Below are 21,022 nucleotides of genomic sequence, written 5' to 3' on the forward strand. Positions count from 1 at the left end.
CCCGACGTTAAAAGATAAATTAAGGTGTTCGGTAGTAGCTTCCATCGCTTAAGCGCGTAAAACTGTACGTTTGACCATTGGCGGCGGTGATCTCCAACTGCTGAACTTCACCTTTTGTATTCGCTTTTAAACGAACTTTTTGCCCTTGTTGTAAGTTACTAAGGGGTTTCTCTGCACCTTCAACTTTTGCCATGATGAACGCATCATTTGCCTGCAAATTATTATCACGAAATAGCTGAGCTAAGGTTTTTCCTTTTTGTACGCGATAATTTTGCCATTCATTGGCAGAAGGTCGAGTTGCTGTTGGTTGTGAAGGCTGTGTTGCTGGCGGTGTAGTTGTCGGGGCTTGTTGTGTAGATTGAGCTGTTTCTGGCTGTTCTTGAATAATTTCAGGTTCACTGGGCAGTGATGGCGAATTATTGGTAGAGGTGGCTGTCGATTGCTCTGGTTGTGACAGAACCGTATCAGGTATTGGATTAGACTGTGAAGCTGGAGGAATCACAATAGGCTGGTTTGGTATGTTGTCATCCTTGTTTTGCACTGTATTAGACTTATCGCTAGCTGGCCAAAAAATGGCAGCGATAATAATGAGCGCTAAAATTGCAATCCCATAACGATGAAAAGTGGATAGTCTCAGCATGACCCCTCCTATATTTGAGGAATAATAAATCACAGACGTTTTAACGCATACTAGCACTATTTATGAGTAACTTAACAAGTTAAAGGTTAATTTAGGAGAACACTGAATAATTTATGCAGTTTTATTCTTCTGTTATCGGGTTTAGGTTTACCCATAAGAGATGGGCTGTTATCCTTGGTTTTTCTCAAAAAATGAAATGGGTATTTTCATGGCAAACCAAAACTTTGATTCAGTAGAAGCTCAAGCGAGCTACGGCATTGGTCTACAAATTGGACAGCAGTTATTAGAATCAGGACTGGAAGGTTTAGTTCCAGACGCAATTTTAGCAGGTCTGACTGATTCTTTAGAAGGTAATATGCCTTCAGTGCCAGTCGAAGCACTGCACAAAGCATTGCGTGAGATGCACGAGCGTGCAGACGCGGTTCGCCAAGAGCGCCAAAAAGAGCTGGCAGTAGAAGGTCAAAAATTCTTAGATGAAAATCAAAAGAAAGATGGCGTATCAACCACTGAATCTGGTCTGCAATTTTCTGTGATCAACCAAGGTGAAGGTGCAATTCCTACACGTTCTGATCGTGTTCGCGTGCATTATACTGGTCGTTTAATTGACGGTACTGTATTTGATAGTTCCGTACAACGTGGTCAACCTGCAGAGTTCCCAGTGAGCGGTGTAATCCCTGGTTGGATTGAAGCACTGACTCTGATGCCTGTAGGATCTAAATGGGAATTATACATTCCTCATGAATTAGCTTACGGTGAGCGTGGTGCTGGTGCATCTATTCCTCCGTTCAGCACCCTCGTTTTTGAAGTTGAGTTACTGGAAATTTTATAATTTTCTGACCGACTTACAGAAAAGAATAATAGCCTCATTAGTTTGCTATTTTGGCATAGCTAATGAGGCTTTTTTATTAGCGTAAGTATTCAGCCCTTGTTACTCTTGATAACGTCATGTCATAAGGGGAAATAAAATGCGTCAGCAGCTATGTAACCTTGCCCGAGAAGCGGGTGATGCCATCATGAATATCTACAATGGTCATGCACCATTGCAAGTTGAACATAAGCAAGATGATTCTCCCGTAACGGCTGCGGATATTGCCGCTCACCAAATTATCAACGCGGGGCTTTTGCGTTTGACTCCGGATATTCCCCAGCTTTCTGAAGAGGATCCACCTGAATGGTCGGTACGTCGCCACTGGCAACGTTATTGGCTTATTGACCCTCTTGATGGAACAAAAGAGTTTATTAATCGTAATGGCGATTTCACGGTCAATATTGCTTTGATCGAAAAAGGTATTCCTGTCATGGGGGTTGTTTTTGCTCCGGCAAAAGGGCTGATGTATTACGCCGAAGGGGAACAAGCGTGGAAGGAAGAGAATGGACAAGTACAGCGTATTCACGTTAAACCCACGATCCCCCCAGTGGTTGTTATCAGTCGTTCTCATCAAGATCCTCAATTGATAGCATACTTATCTCAATTGCCGGAGCACCGTACGGTCGAGATTGGTTCATCACTGAAATTTTGTTTAGTCGCTGAAGGTCGCGCTCAGTTATATCCACGTTTTGGACCGACTAATATCTGGGATACAGCCGCAGGACATGCAGTGGCATTAGGAGCTGGGGCGAGCGTGGTGGATTGGCAGGGGAATATGCTGGATTATTCGCCGAGGGAATCATTCCTAAACCCAGGTTTTGAATGCCGATAAATAACCCGATAATAAAAAGTCGGGCAGTGTAATCTACCCGACTTAATGGAACAAACTTGATACTTAGTTATCTAACTGTAGCACTTTAGCGGTTGCTGCTCGGATATCTAAGCATGCCTTAGCATCCTGTTTTAAATCAATACCATAAGTTGGAATGATGTTCTTCAGGCGTGCTTCCCAGCCATCTGCGGAGAGCTGATCCGCGAAGCAAGTTTTCAAGACATTGAGGGCGATAAAGGCAGCGGTTGATGCGCCAGGTGATGCGCCCATTAATACGGTGAACGATTTATCTGCACTCGTAATCAGCTCAGTACCGAACTCCAATACGCCTTTTTTCACAGGATCTGGCTTAATGATCTGTACGCGCTGACCTGCAACCACTTCTTTCCAATCTTCATGTTGAGCATCAGGGTAGAATTTTTGCAGCATAGCAAATTGGTGTGCAGAGGTTTGCAACACTTGTCCCACTAAATATTCAGCAAGTGACCAATCGTCTTTAGCGATAGCCAGCATTGGCTCGATATTGTCCAGTCGAATGGAATCGAAAAGATCTAAGTAAGAGCCGTGCTTTAAGAACTTGCTAGAGAAACCGGCATAAGGTCCGAACAGTAGTGAGCGCTTTCCACCAATAATACGGGTATCTAAGTGAGGAACCGACATCGGTGGCGAGCCTTTGTCTGCTTTACCGTACACTTTCGCGTGGTGGCGAGCGGCAATTTTTTCATCGTCACAACGCAACCAAATCCCGCTAACAGGGAATCCGCCGTAACCTTTACCTTCAGGAATGCCTGATTTTTGCAGTAGTTCAATAGCTCGTCCACCTGCACCGACAAACACGAATTTAGCGGACGTGATGGTTTTTTCGTGAGTGACAAGGTTCTTCACTTCTACGTTCCAGCGCCCATCAGGAGTCTGTTTTACATCAATAACTTCATGTTTATAGTGGAGAGAGAAACCGCTCTGTTCACTCAATTGTGCCATCAGTAAATGGGTTAAGGCGCCGTAATCGACATCTGCCCCTGTGATAACGCGAGTGACTGCAATTTTGTCATTAGGATCACGACCTTCGACGACTAATGGCGCCCACTCATCAATCTGTTTTAGATCATCGCTGTATTCCATATTTTGGTAGCAGTGATGGGCAGACATCTGGCGGAAGCGTTGCTGTAGGAATTTAATGTTGTCTGCACCAGACACAAAGCTCATGTGCGGGCATGGGTGGATAAAGTCCCGTGGATTTTTAATTTTTCCTTTGGTGACTAAGTAGGACCACAGCTGGCGAGACAGGTCAAATTCGGTATTTACTTCAAGGGCTTTGCTGATATCAACCGTTCCGTCAGGATTTGGTGGCGTATAGTTCATTTCACAGTTTGCAGCATGACCTGTACCTGCGTTGTTCCATGGATGAGAGCTTTCTTGCGCACAGTCATTCAGTCTTTCGAATACAGCAAGAGTGAGATTAGGCTCCAACTCTTTAAGAAACGTACCGAGTGTTGCACTCATGATCCCAGCGCCAATTAGCGCGATATCAACATTTTCTGCAATGGGTTTTGTCATGGAAATACCTATTTTTTATTGGGAGTGAAACACAAATCGGTGCCTTCTTGATACACCACATAGGCGCGTCTCCAAGGTTCATCACCAATCAGACGCCATTTATGCCCTGTTCCAGTATTGTCTTGAGCCAGCAAGATATCGCCTGGCTTAATAATAAATGTTGAGCCATCTTTAGTTTCGAACTCTAATGTGCCCGTGAGTGTGATGACATAACGAGGAACGGGGTCTTTGTGCCAGTCCCAAGAGCCGCCCGAAACTGTTTCACGAAACGTGAGCTCATTGACGGCAATGACAGGGCTTTGGTCATCTCCACGAGCGACACCATTAAGCTCAACAGTGCCTTCTTCAAATAGAGAATTACCATCTTCACCTGTCCACATACGAATACAACGGATCATCTTATTTAGCTCCTAATAATATTGCGTAATAACTAAGATAATGTTCAGTGTTTCGATTTTTACCTTAACGAGAAAAAATAGTTAAATTTAGAAAATATGATGTCTTCAAATCTAAAGTTTTTTAATGATAAGGTCAAAGTTAATATTTTTAAGTTGAAGAGTGTTATTGAAAAAACACTATTTTGATTTTTTTTTTGATGATTGTTTTTGGATGAGTTGGTTTGATATATTTTTGATTAAAATCAACGCGATAAAAGATAATACTTTTTTGATTAAATAAACTCTATTTTATTCTTTTTATTATCATGTTGTGATGCTCAACAATGGAGAGTGTAATAAATTGTAATGTATAAAAAATAAATGAATAAAATAGAAAAATAAAGGGTAAAGAAGTCATTTAGTGATGTTTATATAGTGCTCTCTAAAATAGTCAGGGTAAAAAGGATATTTTTACCCTTTACGGATTAATTACTTTTTAGGTTTAGAATTCCGCTTAAAGCAAGATGTTGAATAAGCATGATAGTTTTACCATCCATGATCTCCCCATGTTTGATGGCAGCAAGTGCATCAGGAAATGACCATTCCATGACTTCAATATCCTCACCTTCATCAGCCAGCCCACCGCCTTCACTTTGGCGATCTTTATCGCTGTATTGTGCAATATAAAAATGCAGTTTTTCAGTGACTGAACCGGGACTCATAAAAGCTTCAAATACTTTTTCGAGATTATCGATTTTATAGCCAGTTTCTTCTTCTGCTTCAGCAATAATTCTGGCTTCTGGAGATGACCCTTCCAGTAATCCCGCTGCGGCTTCAATAAGTAATTGTTTATATCCGGAAACGTACATCGGCATACGGAATTGGCGGATCAGAATAATGCTATTTTTGGCTTTGTTATATAGCAAGATCACGGCGCCATCACCACGATCATACACTTCACGCTCTTGCTTCTGCCAAGTGCCATCGTGTCGCTGTAGTTCATAGGTATATTTTTTAAGTATATACCAGTTATCTGACAGTAATTTTTCGCTGATATTCCTAACGTGAGGTTGTTTCATAAATAAGTGCAAGCAGAGACAAGGTAAAGATAATCTAGCACTATAAACAGAGAGGGGAAATAGGCATCAAATAGCAAAAAGCCAGCAAGGTTTATTTGCTGGCTTTTTGTGGGGGTAAATTATTTAATGATTTGCAGCTGTTTCACATCAATTTCTTTTGAGTTCCAATCTTTATCAACTTCACCACGAATTTCGATTTTATCCTTCGGTGTTACATTCACACCATTGAAGCGTTTTTGGCTAATTTCGACGGTAATGGTACCAGTGCCATCGGTAAATTCGTAATGTTTTTTATCCAGTTGTTTGACGAGGTTTCCGCGTAAAATAACCCAGCTATTGTCTGATAATTCAAGCGCTTTAGCGACGGTAGTTTCACTTGCATTAGGACCATTAAATCCGCCATCTTGGGTTTTCATGGTGTCGGTGTTGGTGGTGTTGGCAATTTCACCAGGACCTGAAAAACCACCAGTAGCAGCGAAAACAGGGGCAGTAGCAAGTGCAGCGATTAAGGTGATTAAAGGTAATTTTTTCATTTTTGTTTCTCCATGAGTAACCAGAAATTTGGTCTATGGGATGTATTTAACCAAGTAAATCTTAACAGAATCTTAAGAACTCAAATTAATTAAATATATTTTTAATTTGGGCAATCACCACTGGTCATCGTGAATTGAATAAGATAAATATAACAATATTCGATGTGGAGGTTAACTATGCGTATTTTATTAATAGAAGATGATCGACTTATTGGCGATGGATTAAAGGTGGGTTTAACCCAATTGGGATTTACCCTCGATTGGTTTATGGATGGTAAACAAGGTCAGCAAGCTTTGTTTGATGCCCCTTATGATGCCGTAGTACTGGATCTCTCTCTTCCTCATATCGATGGTATGGATATTTTGAAATTTTGGCGTAAGCAAGGGCGCGATGAACCTGTATTGATTTTAACGGCTCGCGATGCGCTTGAACAACGGGTGAATGGACTACAACAGGGAGCAGATGATTATCTGTGTAAGCCTTTTGCATTGGCAGAGGTTGCTGCTCGTTTACAAGCACTGATTCGTCGGCGCAGTGGGCAGCTCTCTCCAACCTTGGTGCATGGCGATGTGGAGATGGACCCTTTAGCGATGACCGTGACTTATCAAGGAAAACCCGTACAGTTAAAGGGTAAAGAACTGGCATTATTGTCTCTGTTTCTACATAACCCGAAAAAGGTACTGTCCCGTAGTGCAATAGAAGAAAAGTTATATAACTGGGATGAGGAAGTATCTAGCAACTCAGTTGAGGTACATATTCACCATTTACGGCGTAAATTAGGCAGCAAATTTATTCAAACAGTTCATGGTATTGGCTATCGACTGGGTGATGAAGAATGAAAACATTCAGTTTAAGACTCAAATTGACGTTAATGTTATTGCTCCTTGCCGTCATGACATGGGGAATTGCGAGCTCTCTTGCGTGGTATCAAACCTATAAAACCATTAACGAATTATTTGATACTCAACAAATGGTATTTGCAAAACGCTTGTCAGTGCTACCAACGGATATCGATTTACCCCAAGCATCGTTGAGTAAAACTAAGCGATTATTACGAAAAAATCGAGGTAGCCAAGATGATGACGCGCTGGCATTTGCGATTTTTACACCAAGTGGTGAGATGGTCCTGAATGATGGAGATAATGGACGCAAAATTGAGTTCCAATTTACTCGTGAAGGATTCAGTGAAGGCACACTGAAAGGTAGTGATGATGAGTGGCGTTTTGTTTGGCTAAAATCTATAGATAATCAATATATTATTGCAGTTGGGCAAGAATGGGAATATCGCCAAAGTATGGCTAACAGTATTATGCTTTCCCAGTTAATTCCGTGGCTGGTGGCATTACCTATTATGTTGATAGTCTTTTTGTGGTTGCTCACTCGAGCATTAAAACCGCTGCGGGATGTAGCAAAACAGTTACGACAAAGAAAGCCGGATGAGCTGAGCCCTGTCATGGTACCGACGATTCCCAGTGAGGCTAAGCCAATCTTGGATTCCCTTAATGGATTATTTTCCAAAATAAACCAAATGTTTGTGCGTGAGCGGCAGTTTACCTCTGATGCTGCCCATGAGTTACGTAGCCCGCTTGCTGCATTGAAAGTACAAACGGAAGTGGTACAAATTGCAGGAAGCGATGAGGCTATTCGTCAGCATGCGGTCGCGAATCTCTCGGAAGGTATTGATCGAGCAACTCGACTGGTCGATCAACTATTGACGTTATCTCGCCTAGAATCGTCTAACCAGTTGGACGATGTGGGGGAGGTGAGCTGGTCAGACTTAATTGAGCAAGCGGTAAAAGAGAGTGAGCGGGAAGCGCAGCAAAATCAGGTGACTTTGGATGTATCGATTGTCGAAACACCGCCACCTTTTAAGGGGCAAGCGCTTTTACTGTCCGTATTGCTAAGAAATCTGCTTCATAATGCCATTCGTTATGGTAAGCCATCGGGTAAGGTGGAGATCAACTTATATCGCCATTATTTAGAAGTAAAAGATAATGGTGCTGGGGTATCTTCTGAAGTGCTGGCTCGTTTAGGTGAACGTTTTTATCGACCGCCGGGACAAGAAAAAACAGGTAGTGGTTTAGGCTTATCAATTGTTAAACGTGTGGCTCAGCTGCACCATCTTAATGTGACATTTAATAATGTTACTGAAGGTGGATTCTGTGTAACTATTCATTGGAATGAATAATTTTGTTTGTTTTATGCGTAATGCTGCATAGAATTGCCGCGGAATAATCGACTATTTTTACATCTTATTGGGATGTGATTTTGCGGTAATATCCACTGAAATTTGATCATGATAAACGAAATTTCTGTGCGCAGGCTCATTTTTGCGCACAGAAAAATATCGCATGCCTATGATACACAAAACCTTATCGGTTCACTTATTGTTTTCTTAATTCTGCGACAATCACGCTAATCGCTTTATTAATTTCTTGTGGAGTGAGCGCGCCATCTTTATAAAATAAAACATTACCTTGTTTGTTGAGAATAATAATGGCAGAACTTTCTGGTGCAAGGCTCCATGCATTCTTCACTACGCCATCGCTGTCTATTATGAATTGGGAGTAAGGAAACTCTTTTTTACTGTCTTCTACGCTGTTTTTGACAAAAACACCTGTACCGAACATGGCATCATCAGTATTGATAATGCTGGTGGTTTGGTATTTATCATGAGGGAACTTAGCTTGCTTAATAGCTTCAATAAGTGGGGCATTGAGCTCCTTGGCTGATGAGCGCCCAGCGATATGTTGGATAGTGCGGACTTTGCCCGCAAGTTGTTGGCTCTTCCATGGCTGATAATCGAACTTACCTGCGTTATCTAACAGGAGCTCACCTTTATCGGTAACGGTCACGGCAGGGACGGGTTGGTTTAATTGAATGTTAATGGCAAATCCTGTTGAAGATAAACCGAGTAAGCAGGCTAATAAGAACAGTTTTTTGATCATAAAAAGTACCTTTAGAAATCATTGTCGTTGTTGTGTAGGGTGGGGATTTCAGGTGTTGCTAGTTATAGCATAGCTCATCGGATGAGTGGTAAGGCAAAAATTAACAAACTGATAAAATTCAGCATAAAAAGGAGGTTTTGGGTGGATTTAACAGAGTATTGACAATGTCATGTTATGTCAGCATTTTGAATAAAATTGCAATTCTAGAACCAAAAAAAATTTTCTAGTCTATGATTACTGAACGGTATGCAGTGGGATATCGTCAGAACAACATGGAGATTCGTTCTAATGAAAATTTTTAAGCATTATAACCCATCGAAAATTGCTCTTTATGTGAAAACATTATTCAGAGGTAGGCTCTACATTAAGGATTTTGGAGCTTTCGAATTCAATAATGGAAAAATTTTACCACCCAAAGTGAGCGATAAAAACCATTACAATGTAATGAATGAAGTGAACAAGCAAGTGGTGCTATTACGAGCTGAGTTGGGCTAGAAAAGAGATTAGCTAGTTAAGTGTTCGGCTAATAATTTTCAAGCACTGTAGAATAACAACGCCACATTCAGTGGCGTGTTCGTTCTAAAGTAGAAGTAACAAAAACGGCTTGGCGACTAGTGTTTATCTGATGAGTGTGATGTATCGTTAGCCGTTTTATTGTTTTCAGTCCCCGGCTGAATCACAACTGCTGATGGCGTATTTGTAATACGTGTTACTAGCAGTTGGTCAATCTTGTAGTTATCAATATCGACCACTTCAAATTTGTAGCCTGCGTATTTTACAAAATCCGTCCGCTTCGGCATTTTTCTTAAGCGATACATCATAAAGCCAGCGATGGTTTCATAGTTGCTGAAATCTGGGAATTCGTCGATATCCAAGATACGTTGCACGTCCTCAATCGGCGTACCTCCGTCAACTAACCATGAGTTTTCATCACGGGTAATAATTTGCTCTTCTTGACCTGGACCAATTAAGTCGCCCATCAGGGTGATCATCACGTCATTGATGGTGATAATCCCCATCACTAAGGCGTATTCATTCAAAATGACGGCAAAATCAACGCCACTGGTTTTAAAGGCTTCTAAGGTATCAGACAGTGATAAGGTATCCGGAATCATTAATGTGGTTTGGATATGCACGCCTTCACGTAAACTCAGGCTTTGACCATTCAGTACACGGTTAAGTAGCTCTTTGGAATCTACATAACCAATCACATGGTCAATATCCCCAGCACAAACTAAAAACTTCGAGTGTGGCTGTGTGGAAATTTTATGCTTGATGCTCTCTTCTGATTCATCTTTATCAAAGAAAATAATACTTTCTCGCGGGGTCATCGCGGAAGGCACAGTACGTGACTCAAGCTCAAATACGTTTTCGATCAGCTCGTGTTCTTGCTTACGTAAAACCCCAGCGACGGCACCAGCCTCTACAACAGCAAAGATATCATCAGAGGTAATGTCTTCGTTACGTGCTATCGGTAATTTAAACAGTTTGAAAATTAAGTTAGCTAAGCCGTTAAAGAACCACACGAGTGGGCTTAAAACGACTAGGCAGAAACGCATTGGGTTAACAATACGTATCGCAATTGCTTCTGGCTTCACCATGCCAATGCGTTTTGGTGTTAAGTCAGCGACTAAAATAAATAAGCTGGTAACGATGGTAAATGACAGAATAGATGCAGCTTGCTGTGCCCATACAGGGGATAAGAATTTGATAAATAGCTCTTGCAGCGCAGGAGAGAATGCGGACTCACCAACAATACCGGCTAAAATTGCGACGGCGTTTAAACCAATTTGCACTACGGTAAAAAACATGCCCGGCATTTCTTGGAGTTTGAGAACGCGAGCTGCGTTAACGTTACCTTCATCTGCCATTAATTTTAATTTAATGCGGCGAGAGGCTGCCAATGAAATTTCAGACAGCGAAAAAAATGCGCTAATTGCACATAGTAAAAGAACGATCAGTAAACTGTTTAGCATAAATTATCCAACCCTTTAGGTAGTGAATCGTCACTTATTGAAATCCTAAAGGCAATGTAAGGGTATTCCATTTCAATATTAATTAGCGCCTTAGCGCGGTGGGTATCGCGCTAAGTATAGCACTAGCCTATTTTATCTGGCTATATATTCGTCATTATAAAATTATTTAGGCAGGTAAGCAGACGCCAATTCCTCCCAGCCCACAATAACCATTTGGATTTTTATACAGATATTGCTGGTGGTAATCCTCCGCAAAATAGAATGTATCAAGTGGACGAATTTCTGTTGTGATTGGGCGATGGTCCTGCTTTTCAGCCATAGCGTGTTGATACGCATCACGAGTTTGTACCGCTTGTTGGTACTGTTCATCTGACACTGTATAAATAGCAGAACGATATTGCGTGCCAATATCATTACCTTGGCGCATACCTTGTGCCGGATCGTGGTTTTCCCAGAATAGTGCGAGCAATTGTGCAAAACTGATTATTTGCGGATCAAAAACCACCCGTACGACTTCAGTATGCCCTGTTAGTCCAGTACACACCTCTTCATAGGTTGGGTTCAGAGTTACGCCGCCACTATAACCTGCGGATGTGGAGAAAATTCCCGTTTGTTGCCAAAATAATCGCTCTACGCCCCAGAAGCAACCCATTGCAAAATAAGCAATTTCCATATTCTTAGGAATAATCTCAATCGAATGATGGGTCACCGCATGATAAGGTGACACTTCCATTGATGTGTGACGACCAGGCAGTGCCTGAAATTCATTATCGGGCTGAAATTGATTAAAAGTCATAACGATTCCTAAATACACTCAGTATAGAAATAAAGTAAAAATTGGGATAAAAACTTGTATCAGTGGCTTATTTTACTCAAAATAAGTCGTTGCTGAGTAATAAGTCAAATTGTCTATCACCCTAGGAACAGGCGTGTCGAAATATCTTACCCTTTGTGCAGTATGCCTAACAACGGCGGTACCCGCAGCATTTGCTGCGAACCTACGCCTTAATATTGAAGGGCTTGAAGGGCAACTCAATCAGAATGTCCGTATTCAACTTTCTAATATTTCACAAGATGAAGTGGTTGCAAATGGGCGTTTTCGTGCTCGAGTAGAAAAAGCGATTCGTGAAGGGTTAAAACCGCTGGGTTATTATGATCCTACGGTGGAATTTAGTTATGAAGAAAAAACGCCACCGGCTCGTTCAATATTAACCGCTAAGGTGTTGCCAGGTGAACCCATTCTTCTTCAAGGGGTTAATGTAGTACTCGAAGGTGGGGCGAAAACAGATCCTGATTACGCCAGTATGATTAAAAAAAATACACCTAAATATGGCATCATCCAAAATGATGGTGAGTATGAAGACTTCAAAGGTAAATTTAGCAGCTTAGCTATCCGTAAAGGGTATTTCGATGCCATGATGGAAAAAAGTCAGCTAGGCATTTCTGTTGATCATCACGCCGCGTATTGGGATTTTGATTTTAACAGTGGTGAGCGCTATCGCTTTGGTAAATTAACCTTTGAAGGCTCTCAAATCCGCGAGGATTACCTCAAAAATCTGTCTCCTTTTAAAGAAGGGGAATATTACACTTCTGAACAGCTTGCGGAGTATAACCAACGGTTGGCTTCTACGGGATGGTTTAGCTCTGCACTAGTGACCCCGAATATTCAAAAAGCGCGTGAGGAACACACGGATTTATTACCAATGGAAGGCATCATGAGTCCTAGAGCTCAAAACTTCATAGAGCTCGGTGGTGGCTATGCGACGGATGTTGGTCCTCGTGTCAAAGCAACATGGAATAAGCCGTGGATTAACTCTCGCGGGCAAAGCCTAACATCGAATATTAGCCTGTCACAGCCAGAACAAGTTATTGATGCCAGCTATAAAATCCCACTCAAAGCGAATCCTCTGGAACAGTATTATGCGGTTCAAGGGGGCTTTAAACGTACAGATTTAAATGATACGCAAGCCAACACCACGACATTGAACGTTTCGCGTAACTGGGATTATTCAAGCGGATGGCAATATGGCGTGAATATGCGCTGGATGCTCAGTAACTTTACTCAAGCCGATGTCACCAATACGACCATGTTGCTGTATCCGGGCGCAAACGTGAGCCGAATTCGCCAGAAAGGCGGCGTGATGCCAACGTGGGGTGATAGTCAACGTTATTCTATTGATTATTCGAATAAAATCTGGGGGTCGGATATCGACTTCCTCGTTTTACAAGCCAAAAATGTGTGGATTCGAACGCCTTGGGAAGGGCATCGATTTATCGTGCGCGGTAATGTGGGTTGGATTGAAACTAATAACTTTGACAAAGTCCCACCTGACTTACGTTTCTTCGCAGGGGGTGACGGTAGTGTTCGCGGTTATGGCTATCAAAAGATTTCTCCAGAAGATAGCAGTGGCAAGTTAACCGGGGCATCCAAGCTAGCCGTCGGTTCCGTTGAATATCAATATAACTTCACCGGAAATTGGTGGGGAGCCACGTTTATCGATAGTGGTGAAGCGGTTGATGATTTTAAAAACAGTGATTTTAAAACGGGTGCAGGTGTTGGTATCCGTTGGGTATCTCCAGTTGGACCGATTAAATTGGATTTAGCTAAGCCTATTGGCGATCCAGATAATAATAAAATTCAGTTTTACATCGGATTGGGGACAGAACTATGAAATGGATGAAGTGGCTAAAATGGATTGCAATCACCCTTTTATTATTGTTAGTTCTGGTCGTTAGCGCTCTATATTGGGTATTAGGAACAAAGTCAGGTTTGCATTTTGCATTGAATTCAGCCACGCGTTTTGTGCCTGAGCTCACTATCGGTTCGATTGAGGGTGATATTAATGATTTAACGCTCTCAGGTGTAAAATACCAGATGCCAGGTGTGGATGTGGATGCGAAAAAGATCCACCTAGCATTACGTTTGAAATGCCTGACCAGCCGTGAAGTTTGTATCGATGATTTATCAACAGAAAGTGTGATGGTCAATGTAGATACCAGCCAGTTTCCTCCCTCGGAAGAGACTCCACCATCAGAGCCTTTAACTGAGCTAAACGCACCTTTGACGATTCGTCTTATGCAACTGGCACTGGTTGATACCCATGTTAATGTAGATGGTACCATTATTGACCTCGACAAGTTCGCGACAGGGATTACATGGCAAAAAAGAGCCATTGAAATCACCCCGACCGATATTATTAATTTAGCAATAAGCCTGCCTCCGAGTGAACCAGCTGCTGAAGTCAAACCTGCTGAACCTGTCGTACCTGAAGGTGAGCAGCAATCACTTGGTGATCAGCTTAAGGCATTATTCTCTAAACCGTTATTAGCGGATCTTCCTGAAATTATCCTGCCTGTTGATTTGAACGTTGAGGGGATCCATGCCTCTAATTTCCAGTTGAAAGGCGATACGGACATTACGATTAACAGCCTGAATTTGCAGTTAGAAAACACAGGGCAAAATGTTTTATTGAAACAGCTGAAAGTAAATGCACCTCAAGGGGATGTTGCCGTTTCAGGATCCATTTCACTGCAAGAAAAATGGCCTGTCGCATTGTCTGTGATTGGTGAAAGCCGCTTTGAAGATTTAAATGGGCAAAAAGTCGATTTAACGCTTAAAGGTGGGCTGATGGATGAGCTGATGCTGGCATTGAATCTAAATGGTCCAATTACCGCAACATTAGAAGCTCAAACTGATTTAGCACAAGCTGATTTTCCAATTGAGTTGACCTTAGAAAGTAAAAAATTAACGTGGCCGCTGGTGGGGGAAAGCCAATATAAGCTTGATGATACCCGCCTACGTTTGAATGGTCGTCCTTCCAGTTATGATCTCTCTTTACGTTCAGCCATTACAGGCAAAGATTTACCACCATCGAAACTGTTGTTAGATGCAAAAGGTAATGAAGAGAAAATTGATTTAACACGCCTGCGCTTATCCGCATTGCAAGGTAATGCCGACCTTTCTGGTGTTGCTGATTGGAGTAAAGCCATCAGCTGGAATATGGTACTGACGTTATCGGGTATCAATACAGCAAAACAATATCCAGAATGGCCTGCAAAAGTTGAAGGAAAAGTTGCCACGAGAGGCAGTATGTATGGCGGAAGTTGGCAACTAGAAATTCCTGAAATTACTTTAGATGGTCATGTTAAATCGCATATTTTAAAGGCTCGAGGTAACGCGAAAGGGAATGCGGCTGGGCAATGGGATATTCCAGATTTTAACCTCATGCTGGGTAAAAACAGCGTGAATGTAAAAGGCTCCTTGGCGGATAAATGGAATCTCGATGCCAAGATAAATGCGCCAGCACTCAATGGTTTGCTACCTGGATTAGGCGGTGTAATCATTGGGGATCTGAAACTTCGCGGTGATTTACAGGCGCCACAAGCACTTGCAGATTTAACGGCTCGCAATGTGAGATGGCAAGATCTCACCGTGGAGACCACAACGATTAAAGGTAATGTCGCAACAGGAGACCAAATTAAGGGTGACTTGTCTGTAATAGTTCGTGGATTGCATCAAGGGGATCTTGCGATTAGCAATCTGACACTCGATGCCAAAGGTAGCGAAAAACAGCACACCTTAAAATTGAATGTAACGGGAAAACCGGTTTCAGGGCAGCTTGCTCTCGCGGGTAGCTTCGATCGCCAGACTGAGGTTTGGAAAGGTAATTTAAGTAACACTTTGTTTGATACTGAAGTTGGAGAATGGCGTCTTAATCAAGCAATGTCCTTGAACTACAACAACACCACGCAAGAAGTGTTGATTGGTAGCCATTGCTGGGTAAATCCAAATGCGCGCTTGTGTGTACCTAAGCCGGTTAAGGCCGGTAAAAGCGGTAGCGCAGATATTGTATTAGAGCGTTTTGATCTTGCGATGATCAAACCTTTCATGCCTAGTGATACACGGGCTACAGGCGTATTTACTGGGCGAGCGAACGCAGTTTGGAAAGCAGATGGTAGCCTGCCACAGGTGAAAGTCGACCTGAATGGTGATGGCGTCAAAGTCGTGCAGTTTGTTGATGGTGCGCGTTTACCTATTGAGTTTGATACGCTGACATTAAATGCTGGTCTTAAAAATGGTAGAGCGGATCTGAATTGGTTATTGAAGATTGCTAACAATGGGCAATTCAAAGGAAATGTACAAATTTCTGACCTAGAAAGAAAGCGTCTCCTTTCTGGTAATATCGAAATCAATGCCATTACGTTGGGCTTAATCAAACCACTGCTGGGTGAAAAAGACATTGCAAATGGGAATTTGAATGCAAATTTACGCGTAGGTGGCTCGGCTTATAATCCATTAATGAACGGTAATGTCACGTTATCTGGCCTAGAAATTAAATCTGGTTTGATTCCGTTTGATATTCAAAATAGCCAACTAGCGATTAACTTTAATGGCACCAGTTCGGTGATGGTCGGTCAGATTAAGACCCCAGAAGGTTACCTCAATATTGATGGTGATGCCGATTGGCGAAATATCGATGCGTGGCGAGCAAAAATATTGGCAAGAGGGAACAATTTACGTGTTTCTCTGCCACCGATGATCAAAATTGATGTGCAACCTGATCTCATTTTAGAGGCTTCACCGAAGTTGCTAACATTAAATGGGAGTGTGACCATTCCATGGGCACGAATTACTGTACAAGAACTGCCTGAGTCAGCAGTTAGCGCTTCTTCTGATGTCGTCATGTTAGATGATCAATTAAAGCCAATTAACCCGAAACAGCCCTCGATCCCAATCCAAACGAATTTAAATATTAATATTGGTCATGATGTTCGTCTGGATGCGTTCGGTTTGAAAGCTCAGCTAACAGGCTTATTAAAAGTTGTTCAGAATAAGCAGGGGTTAAGCTTAAACGGCCAAGTGGATATTCCTTCTGGGCGTTTCCGCGCTTACGGGCAAGATTTGATTGTGCGTAAAGGGCAAATTCAGTTCTCTGGACCTGCGGATCAGCCATTCTTAAACTTAGAAGCAATTCGTAACCCAGATAATACAGCCGATGATGTTATTGCTGGGGTCAAAGTTACAGGACTTGCCGATAAGCCGAAAGTTGAGATATTCTCTGAGCCCGCAAAAACACAGCAAGAAGCACTTTCCTATCTGTTAAGAGGAGAAGGGCTTGATAGCGGGGATGCGAATGGGTCACAAATGACTTCAATGTTGATTGGGTTGGGCGTTGCTCAAAGTGGTCAATTAGTGGGTAAAATTGGTGAAACATTTGGCGTGTCAGATTTAGCAGTTGATACGCAAGGCGTAGGTGATAGCTCGCAAGTAGTTGTGAGTGGTAAAATTACGAACGACTTGCAAGTTAAGTATGGAGTTGGCATATTTGATTCTCTAGCGACGCTCACTTTACGCTATAGAGTCATGCCGAAACTGTATTTAGAAGCAATTTCTGGCGTTAATCAGGCTTTAGACCTGCTTTACCAATTCGAGTTTTAATATATGCGTATCATTGTTTATGGCAGTTTAAGACGTAAGCAAGGGAATCATCACTGGATGACTTATGCTCAGCTGCTAGGTGAGCATAAGCTAGAAGGCTATGAACTGTATGACCTCGGATATTATCCAGCGGTTGTTCGAGGGAATGGCACGATTGAATGCGAAGTTTATCGCATTAATCCCTCTATCTTAACTGAGTTAGACGAATTAAAGAAAAATTCGCAAGATTACGAGCGCGAGTTAATCCCGACACCTTATGGTAATGCGTGGATTTATCTCTATAAACATTCAGTTGAAGGTCTTCCCCGCATCAAAAGTGGTGATTGGCTAAAGCGCAATGAAGAAGAGTAATCCGTAGTGAATCCGTAATAAAAAAAACGCCGGCACTGTATCAGTGACCGGCGTTTTTTCATATGCACTAAGCGTGGCTCATCGTATTGAATTCTCTTTTTTGAAATACAGCCAGCTTGCGTGACAAATATTGAGATAAAAAAAAGCACTGGCAAAAACCAGTGCTTTTTCTATCCACGGAAGGGATTAATTATTTTTTTGCAGCGCGTTCGAAAGAAGCGATAATTTCGGCTTTAGCAGCTTCCGCATTCTCCCAACCATCAACTTTAACCCACTTACCTTTTTCTAAATCTTTGTAATGCTCAAAGAAGTGAGTGATTTGTGCACGCAGCAGCTCAGGAATATCGTTCACATCTTTGATGTGGTCGTATTCTTTGCTCAGTTTAGTGTGTGGTACTGCAACTAATTTTGCATCTTCACCAGATTCGTCAGTCATTTTCAGCACGCCAACTGGACGGCAGCGGATAACTGAACCTGGTTGTAATGGGTATGGAGTTGGTACTAAAACGTCAACAGGGTCACCATCTAAAGACAGAGTATTGTTGATGTAACCATAGTTGCATGGATAGAACATCGCAGTAGACATGAAACGGTCTACAAACAATGCGCCAGATTCTTTATCAACTTCATATTTGATTGGATCAGCGTTAGCTGGAATTTCGATAATTACGTAGATATCTTCAGGCAGTTCTTTACCTGCCGGTACATTGTTCAGGCCCATTAAAATGTATCCTTATGAGTGCTTAAAATAACGTGGGGGACATTATAGCCGCAAAGAGAGGTAAAACTCACTAGTTGGAGAGAAATTCGATCAAAAAAGGCGAGAGAGCCTCGCCTTCAGGTCAAACGGAATGTTGATTATTCTGCGTCAGGGTACTCACGCATAAAGGATTCCGCTTTTTCAACCATGGCTTTCGTGCCCACAAAGAACGGCACACGTTGGTGCAATTTAGTTGGGACGATGTCTAACACGCGGTTAGTACCATCGCTTGCTTTACCGCCAGCTTGTTCCGCTAAGAATGAAATTGGATTGCATTCGTACAGAAGGCGCAGTTTACCCGTAGGGTGACTTGCGGTGCTTGGGTAAATGTAAATACCACCTTTGAGCAGGTTACGGTGGAAGTCTGCCACTAAAGAGCCGATATAACGAGTGGTATATGGGCGGTGGGTTGCTTCATCTTGCTCTTGGCAATATTTAATGTATTTCTTCACACCCATAGGGAACTTGATGTAGTTACCTTCGTTAATGGAATACATTTTACCTTCTGCTGGGAACATGACTTTTTCATGAGACAGACAGAATACACCTAATGATGGGTCGTAGGTGAAAGCATGAACACCGAAACCTGTGGTGTAGACCAACATGGTTGATGAACCGTAAACTACATAGCCCGCAGCAACTTGGCGGTTACCAGGTTGTAAGAAGTCAGCTTCTGTAACTGGTTGACCAATTGGAGTAATACGGTGATAAATAGAGAAGATAGTTCCAACGGAAACGTTTACATCGATGTTCGAAGAACCATCTAGTGGGTCCATTAAAACAACATATTTCGCGTTTTCTGCACGATCACCTTCGAAAATGACGATTTCATCTTCTTCTTCAGAGGCGATACCGGCAACTTCTCCGCGCGCTTTCAAAGCCGCTTTCAGTTTTTCGTTTGCATACAGGTCAAGCTTCATCTGAACTTCACCTTGGACATTCGACACACCACTAGTGCCGAGAATGTCAACGAGTCCAGCTTTGTTAATATCACGATGGATAATTTTAGCGCCCAGTTTAATCGCTGACAGTAATGCAGTCAGCTCACCTGTTGCATGAGGAAAATCTTGTTGCTTTTCGACGATGAATTCGCCTAATGTTTTCATGACGAAGGTCCTGAATAAAATTGACAGAAATTTGCGGGTCTTTATTGTACCCTCGGGCGGAGAGTTTATCTAAATAAAGAAAAGATTAATAGGCTAATACATTTATAAACCGGTGATTGATGAGTAGAATAGTAGAATAGTGACAAACCTCATGCTATTGGATGGAAAAGAATGCACATACATATTTTAGGCATATGCGGAACCTTTATGGGCAGCTTAGCCATTTTGGCTCGTTCTTTAGGGCACAAAGTGACTGGGTCTGATGCAAACGTCTACCCACCGATGAGTACATTGCTTGAAAAACAAGGCATTGAACTAATTCAAGGATTTGATCCCGCTCAGTTAGAGCCAATCCCCGATATGGTGGTGATTGGGAATGCGATGACCCGTGGAAATCCGTGTGTTGAAGCGGTATTAGAGCGCGGTTTACCTTATACCTCAGGGCCTCAATGGCTCCATGATCATGTTCTTCCTGAGCGTTGGGTATTAGCGGTTGCAGGTACTCACGGTAAAACAACAACCGCGGGGATGCTTGCGTGGATCCTCCAAGATTGTGGCTATGAACCTGGCTTCCTGATTGGCGGTGTTCCGGGGAACTTTGATGTTTCTTCCCAAATTGGTAAGAGTCCTTTCTTTGTCATTGAAGCGGATGAGTACGATTGTGCATTCTTTGATAAACGTTCCAAGTTTGTTCATTACAGCCCTAAAACTCTGATTTTGAATAACCTTGAGTTTGACCATGCGGATATTTTTGAAAATCTAGAAGCGATTCAAAAGCAATTCCATCATTTGGTTCGTATTGTACCTAGTAGTGGCAAAATCTTTATGCCTAGTAATGATAGTAACCTCAAACAAGTCATGAACATGGGGTGCTGGAGTGAACAGGAGCTGGTGGGAGAAAACGGCGAATGGCATGCAGTGAAACTCAATCATGATGGTAGCCAGTTTGACGTGTATTACCAGCAAGAAAAAGTGGGTGAAGTGAACTGGTCCCAAGTGGGTAATCACAATATTCAAAATGGCTTGATGGCAATTGCAGCTGCTCACCATGTTGGGGTTCCTGCGAAAGAAGCCTGTTTAGCATTGGATAAATTTATTAATGCGCGTCGCCGTCTTGAGCTACGCGGTGTTGAGAATGAGGTTAGTGTTTATGATGACTTTGCTCACCATCCAACGGCAATTTTAGCGACGTTAGAGGCATTACGTAGCAAAGTTGGTGGTACTTCACGTATTATTGCTGTGCTGGAGCCTCGCTCAAATACCATGAAAATGGGGATCAGTAAGAATGATATCGCGCCAGCTTTAGGTCGTGCGGATGAGGTCTTTTTATTCCAACCCGCCAATATTCCGTGGATGGTAACGGAAATTGCGGAGCATTGTGTGCAGCCAGCGCGTTGGCACGCTGATATTGATGCTCTCGCCAACATGGTGATTGAGACAGCTCAACCTGGCGATCACATTTTAGTCATGAGTAATGGCGGGTTTGGTGGGATCCATGAAAAGCTACTCGCTGGATTGAAGCGTAAAGCGGAAGCAAAACCGGAAGAGTAATATC

General features: G+C 42.4%; 19 protein-coding genes. 9 read left to right on the top strand and 10 right to left on the bottom strand.

Annotation, left to right across the window (positions count from 1 at the left end):
• Nucleotides 1-19: 19 nt before the first annotated feature.
• Complete coding sequence (locus PROVALCAL_RS04740) at nt 20-640, bottom strand: LysM-like peptidoglycan-binding domain-containing protein (RefSeq protein ID WP_006657983.1); 621 nt, start codon at nt 638-640, stop codon at nt 20-22.
• Between the two features lie 208 nt (nt 641-848).
• Here PROVALCAL_RS04740 and bamJ point away from each other — a divergent pair, with 208 nt between their 5' ends.
• Together bamJ and cysQ are read left to right on the top strand one after the other, a co-directional pair.
• Nucleotides 849-1,469: a BamJ family beta-barrel-assembly machinery protein gene (gene bamJ, locus PROVALCAL_RS04745; RefSeq protein WP_006662392.1), complete on the top strand. Its 621-nt coding sequence runs from the start codon at nt 849-851 to the stop codon at nt 1,467-1,469.
• A gap of 136 nt (nt 1,470-1,605) precedes the next feature.
• Nucleotides 1,606-2,340, top strand: a complete 735-nt coding sequence (gene cysQ, locus PROVALCAL_RS04750; RefSeq protein WP_006657985.1) for a 3'(2'),5'-bisphosphate nucleotidase CysQ — start codon at nt 1,606-1,608, stop codon at nt 2,338-2,340.
• A gap of 63 nt (nt 2,341-2,403) precedes the next feature.
• Here cysQ and mqo read toward each other — a convergent pair whose 3' ends face one another.
• The 4 genes from mqo to PROVALCAL_RS04770 all read right to left on the bottom strand — a co-directional run bounded on the left by mqo (nt 2,404) and on the right by PROVALCAL_RS04770 (nt 5,886).
• Nucleotides 2,404-3,897 (bottom strand): malate dehydrogenase (quinone), encoded by a 1,494-nt coding sequence (gene mqo / locus PROVALCAL_RS04755; RefSeq protein ID WP_006657986.1) that lies wholly within the window; start codon nt 3,895-3,897, stop codon nt 2,404-2,406.
• An 8-nt stretch (nt 3,898-3,905) separates the two neighbouring features.
• Nucleotides 3,906-4,295 carry a cupin domain-containing protein gene (locus tag PROVALCAL_RS04760; RefSeq protein WP_006662395.1) on the bottom strand — a complete coding sequence of 130 codons (390 nt, stop codon included), beginning with the start codon at nt 4,293-4,295 and terminating at the stop codon, nt 3,906-3,908.
• 464 nt (nt 4,296-4,759) lie between these two features.
• Nucleotides 4,760-5,353, bottom strand: coding sequence for an NUDIX domain-containing protein (locus tag PROVALCAL_RS04765; RefSeq protein ID WP_006657989.1), 594 nt, complete (start codon nt 5,351-5,353; stop codon nt 4,760-4,762).
• Between the two features lie 119 nt (nt 5,354-5,472).
• Entirely contained in the window at nt 5,473-5,886 is a 414-nt protein-coding gene (locus tag PROVALCAL_RS04770; RefSeq protein WP_006657990.1) for a YgiW/YdeI family stress tolerance OB fold protein, read from the bottom strand.
• A 177-nt stretch (nt 5,887-6,063) separates the two neighbouring features.
• Here PROVALCAL_RS04770 and qseB point away from each other — a divergent pair, with 177 nt between their 5' ends.
• Both qseB and qseC read left to right on the top strand, forming a co-directional pair.
• Entirely contained in the window at nt 6,064-6,726 is a 663-nt protein-coding gene (gene qseB, locus PROVALCAL_RS04775) for a quorum sensing response regulator transcription factor QseB (protein ID WP_006662398.1), read from the top strand.
• Nucleotides 6,723-8,075, top strand: coding sequence for a quorum sensing histidine kinase QseC (gene qseC, locus PROVALCAL_RS04780; RefSeq protein WP_006657992.1), 1,353 nt, complete (start codon nt 6,723-6,725; stop codon nt 8,073-8,075). The genes qseB and qseC overlap by 4 nt, the downstream gene beginning before the upstream one ends.
• A 196-nt stretch (nt 8,076-8,271) precedes the next feature.
• Here the strand turns inward: qseC and PROVALCAL_RS04785 are convergent, their stop codons facing one another.
• Complete coding sequence (locus tag PROVALCAL_RS04785; RefSeq protein WP_006657993.1) at nt 8,272-8,835, bottom strand: YtfJ family protein; 564 nt, start codon at nt 8,833-8,835, stop codon at nt 8,272-8,274.
• Between the two features lie 288 nt (nt 8,836-9,123).
• On the opposite strand from PROVALCAL_RS04785, the gene PROVALCAL_RS04790 reads away from it, so the two are divergent.
• Nucleotides 9,124-9,330: a DUF1107 domain-containing protein gene (locus PROVALCAL_RS04790; protein ID WP_039861619.1), complete on the top strand. Its 207-nt coding sequence runs from the start codon at nt 9,124-9,126 to the stop codon at nt 9,328-9,330.
• Nucleotides 9,331-9,446: 116 nt separating this feature from the next.
• On the opposite strand, the gene paeA is transcribed toward PROVALCAL_RS04790, so the two are convergent.
• Both paeA and msrA read right to left on the bottom strand, forming a co-directional pair.
• Nucleotides 9,447-10,811, bottom strand: coding sequence for a polyamine export protein PaeA (gene paeA, locus PROVALCAL_RS04795; RefSeq protein WP_006657995.1), 1,365 nt, complete (start codon nt 10,809-10,811; stop codon nt 9,447-9,449).
• A 166-nt stretch (nt 10,812-10,977) separates the two neighbouring features.
• Nucleotides 10,978-11,607, bottom strand: a complete 630-nt coding sequence (gene msrA / locus PROVALCAL_RS04800; RefSeq protein ID WP_006657996.1) for a peptide-methionine (S)-S-oxide reductase MsrA — start codon at nt 11,605-11,607, stop codon at nt 10,978-10,980.
• Nucleotides 11,608-11,740: 133 nt separating this feature from the next.
• Here msrA and tamA point away from each other — a divergent pair, with 133 nt between their 5' ends.
• From tamA to PROVALCAL_RS04815, 3 genes are read left to right on the top strand one after another with little or no spacing between them, the layout of a single operon-like run.
• Nucleotides 11,741-13,483 (top strand): autotransporter assembly complex protein TamA, encoded by a 1,743-nt coding sequence (gene tamA, locus PROVALCAL_RS04805; RefSeq protein ID WP_006657997.1) that lies wholly within the window; start codon nt 11,741-11,743, stop codon nt 13,481-13,483.
• Complete coding sequence (gene tamB, locus PROVALCAL_RS04810; RefSeq protein WP_006657998.1) at nt 13,480-17,250, top strand: autotransporter assembly complex protein TamB; 3,771 nt, start codon at nt 13,480-13,482, stop codon at nt 17,248-17,250. Before tamA ends, tamB begins: the two co-directional genes overlap by 4 nt.
• A gap of 3 nt (nt 17,251-17,253) precedes the next feature.
• Nucleotides 17,254-17,601 carry a gamma-glutamylcyclotransferase family protein gene (locus PROVALCAL_RS04815; protein ID WP_006657999.1) on the top strand — a complete coding sequence of 116 codons (348 nt, stop codon included), beginning with the start codon at nt 17,254-17,256 and terminating at the stop codon, nt 17,599-17,601.
• A 190-nt stretch (nt 17,602-17,791) separates the two neighbouring features.
• Here the strand turns inward: PROVALCAL_RS04815 and ppa are convergent, their stop codons facing one another.
• The gene (ppa, locus tag PROVALCAL_RS04820; RefSeq protein WP_006658000.1) at nt 17,792-18,322 is read right to left on the bottom strand and encodes an inorganic diphosphatase; all 531 of its coding nucleotides are present in this window, start codon (nt 18,320-18,322) and stop codon (nt 17,792-17,794) included.
• A gap of 137 nt (nt 18,323-18,459) precedes the next feature.
• The gene (gene fbp / locus PROVALCAL_RS04825; RefSeq protein WP_006658001.1) at nt 18,460-19,467 is read right to left on the bottom strand and encodes a class 1 fructose-bisphosphatase; all 1,008 of its coding nucleotides are present in this window, start codon (nt 19,465-19,467) and stop codon (nt 18,460-18,462) included.
• Nucleotides 19,468-19,638: 171 nt separating this feature from the next.
• On the opposite strand from fbp, the gene mpl reads away from it, so the two are divergent.
• The gene (mpl, locus tag PROVALCAL_RS04830; protein ID WP_039861622.1) at nt 19,639-21,018 is read left to right on the top strand and encodes a UDP-N-acetylmuramate:L-alanyl-gamma-D-glutamyl-meso-diaminopimelate ligase; all 1,380 of its coding nucleotides are present in this window, start codon (nt 19,639-19,641) and stop codon (nt 21,016-21,018) included.
• Nucleotides 21,019-21,022 lie beyond the last annotated feature (4 nt).

The sequence above is a fragment of the Providencia alcalifaciens DSM 30120 genome (genome assembly GCF_000173415.1).
In the GTDB taxonomy this organism is placed as follows: Bacteria; Pseudomonadota; Gammaproteobacteria; order Enterobacterales; family Enterobacteriaceae; genus Providencia; species Providencia alcalifaciens.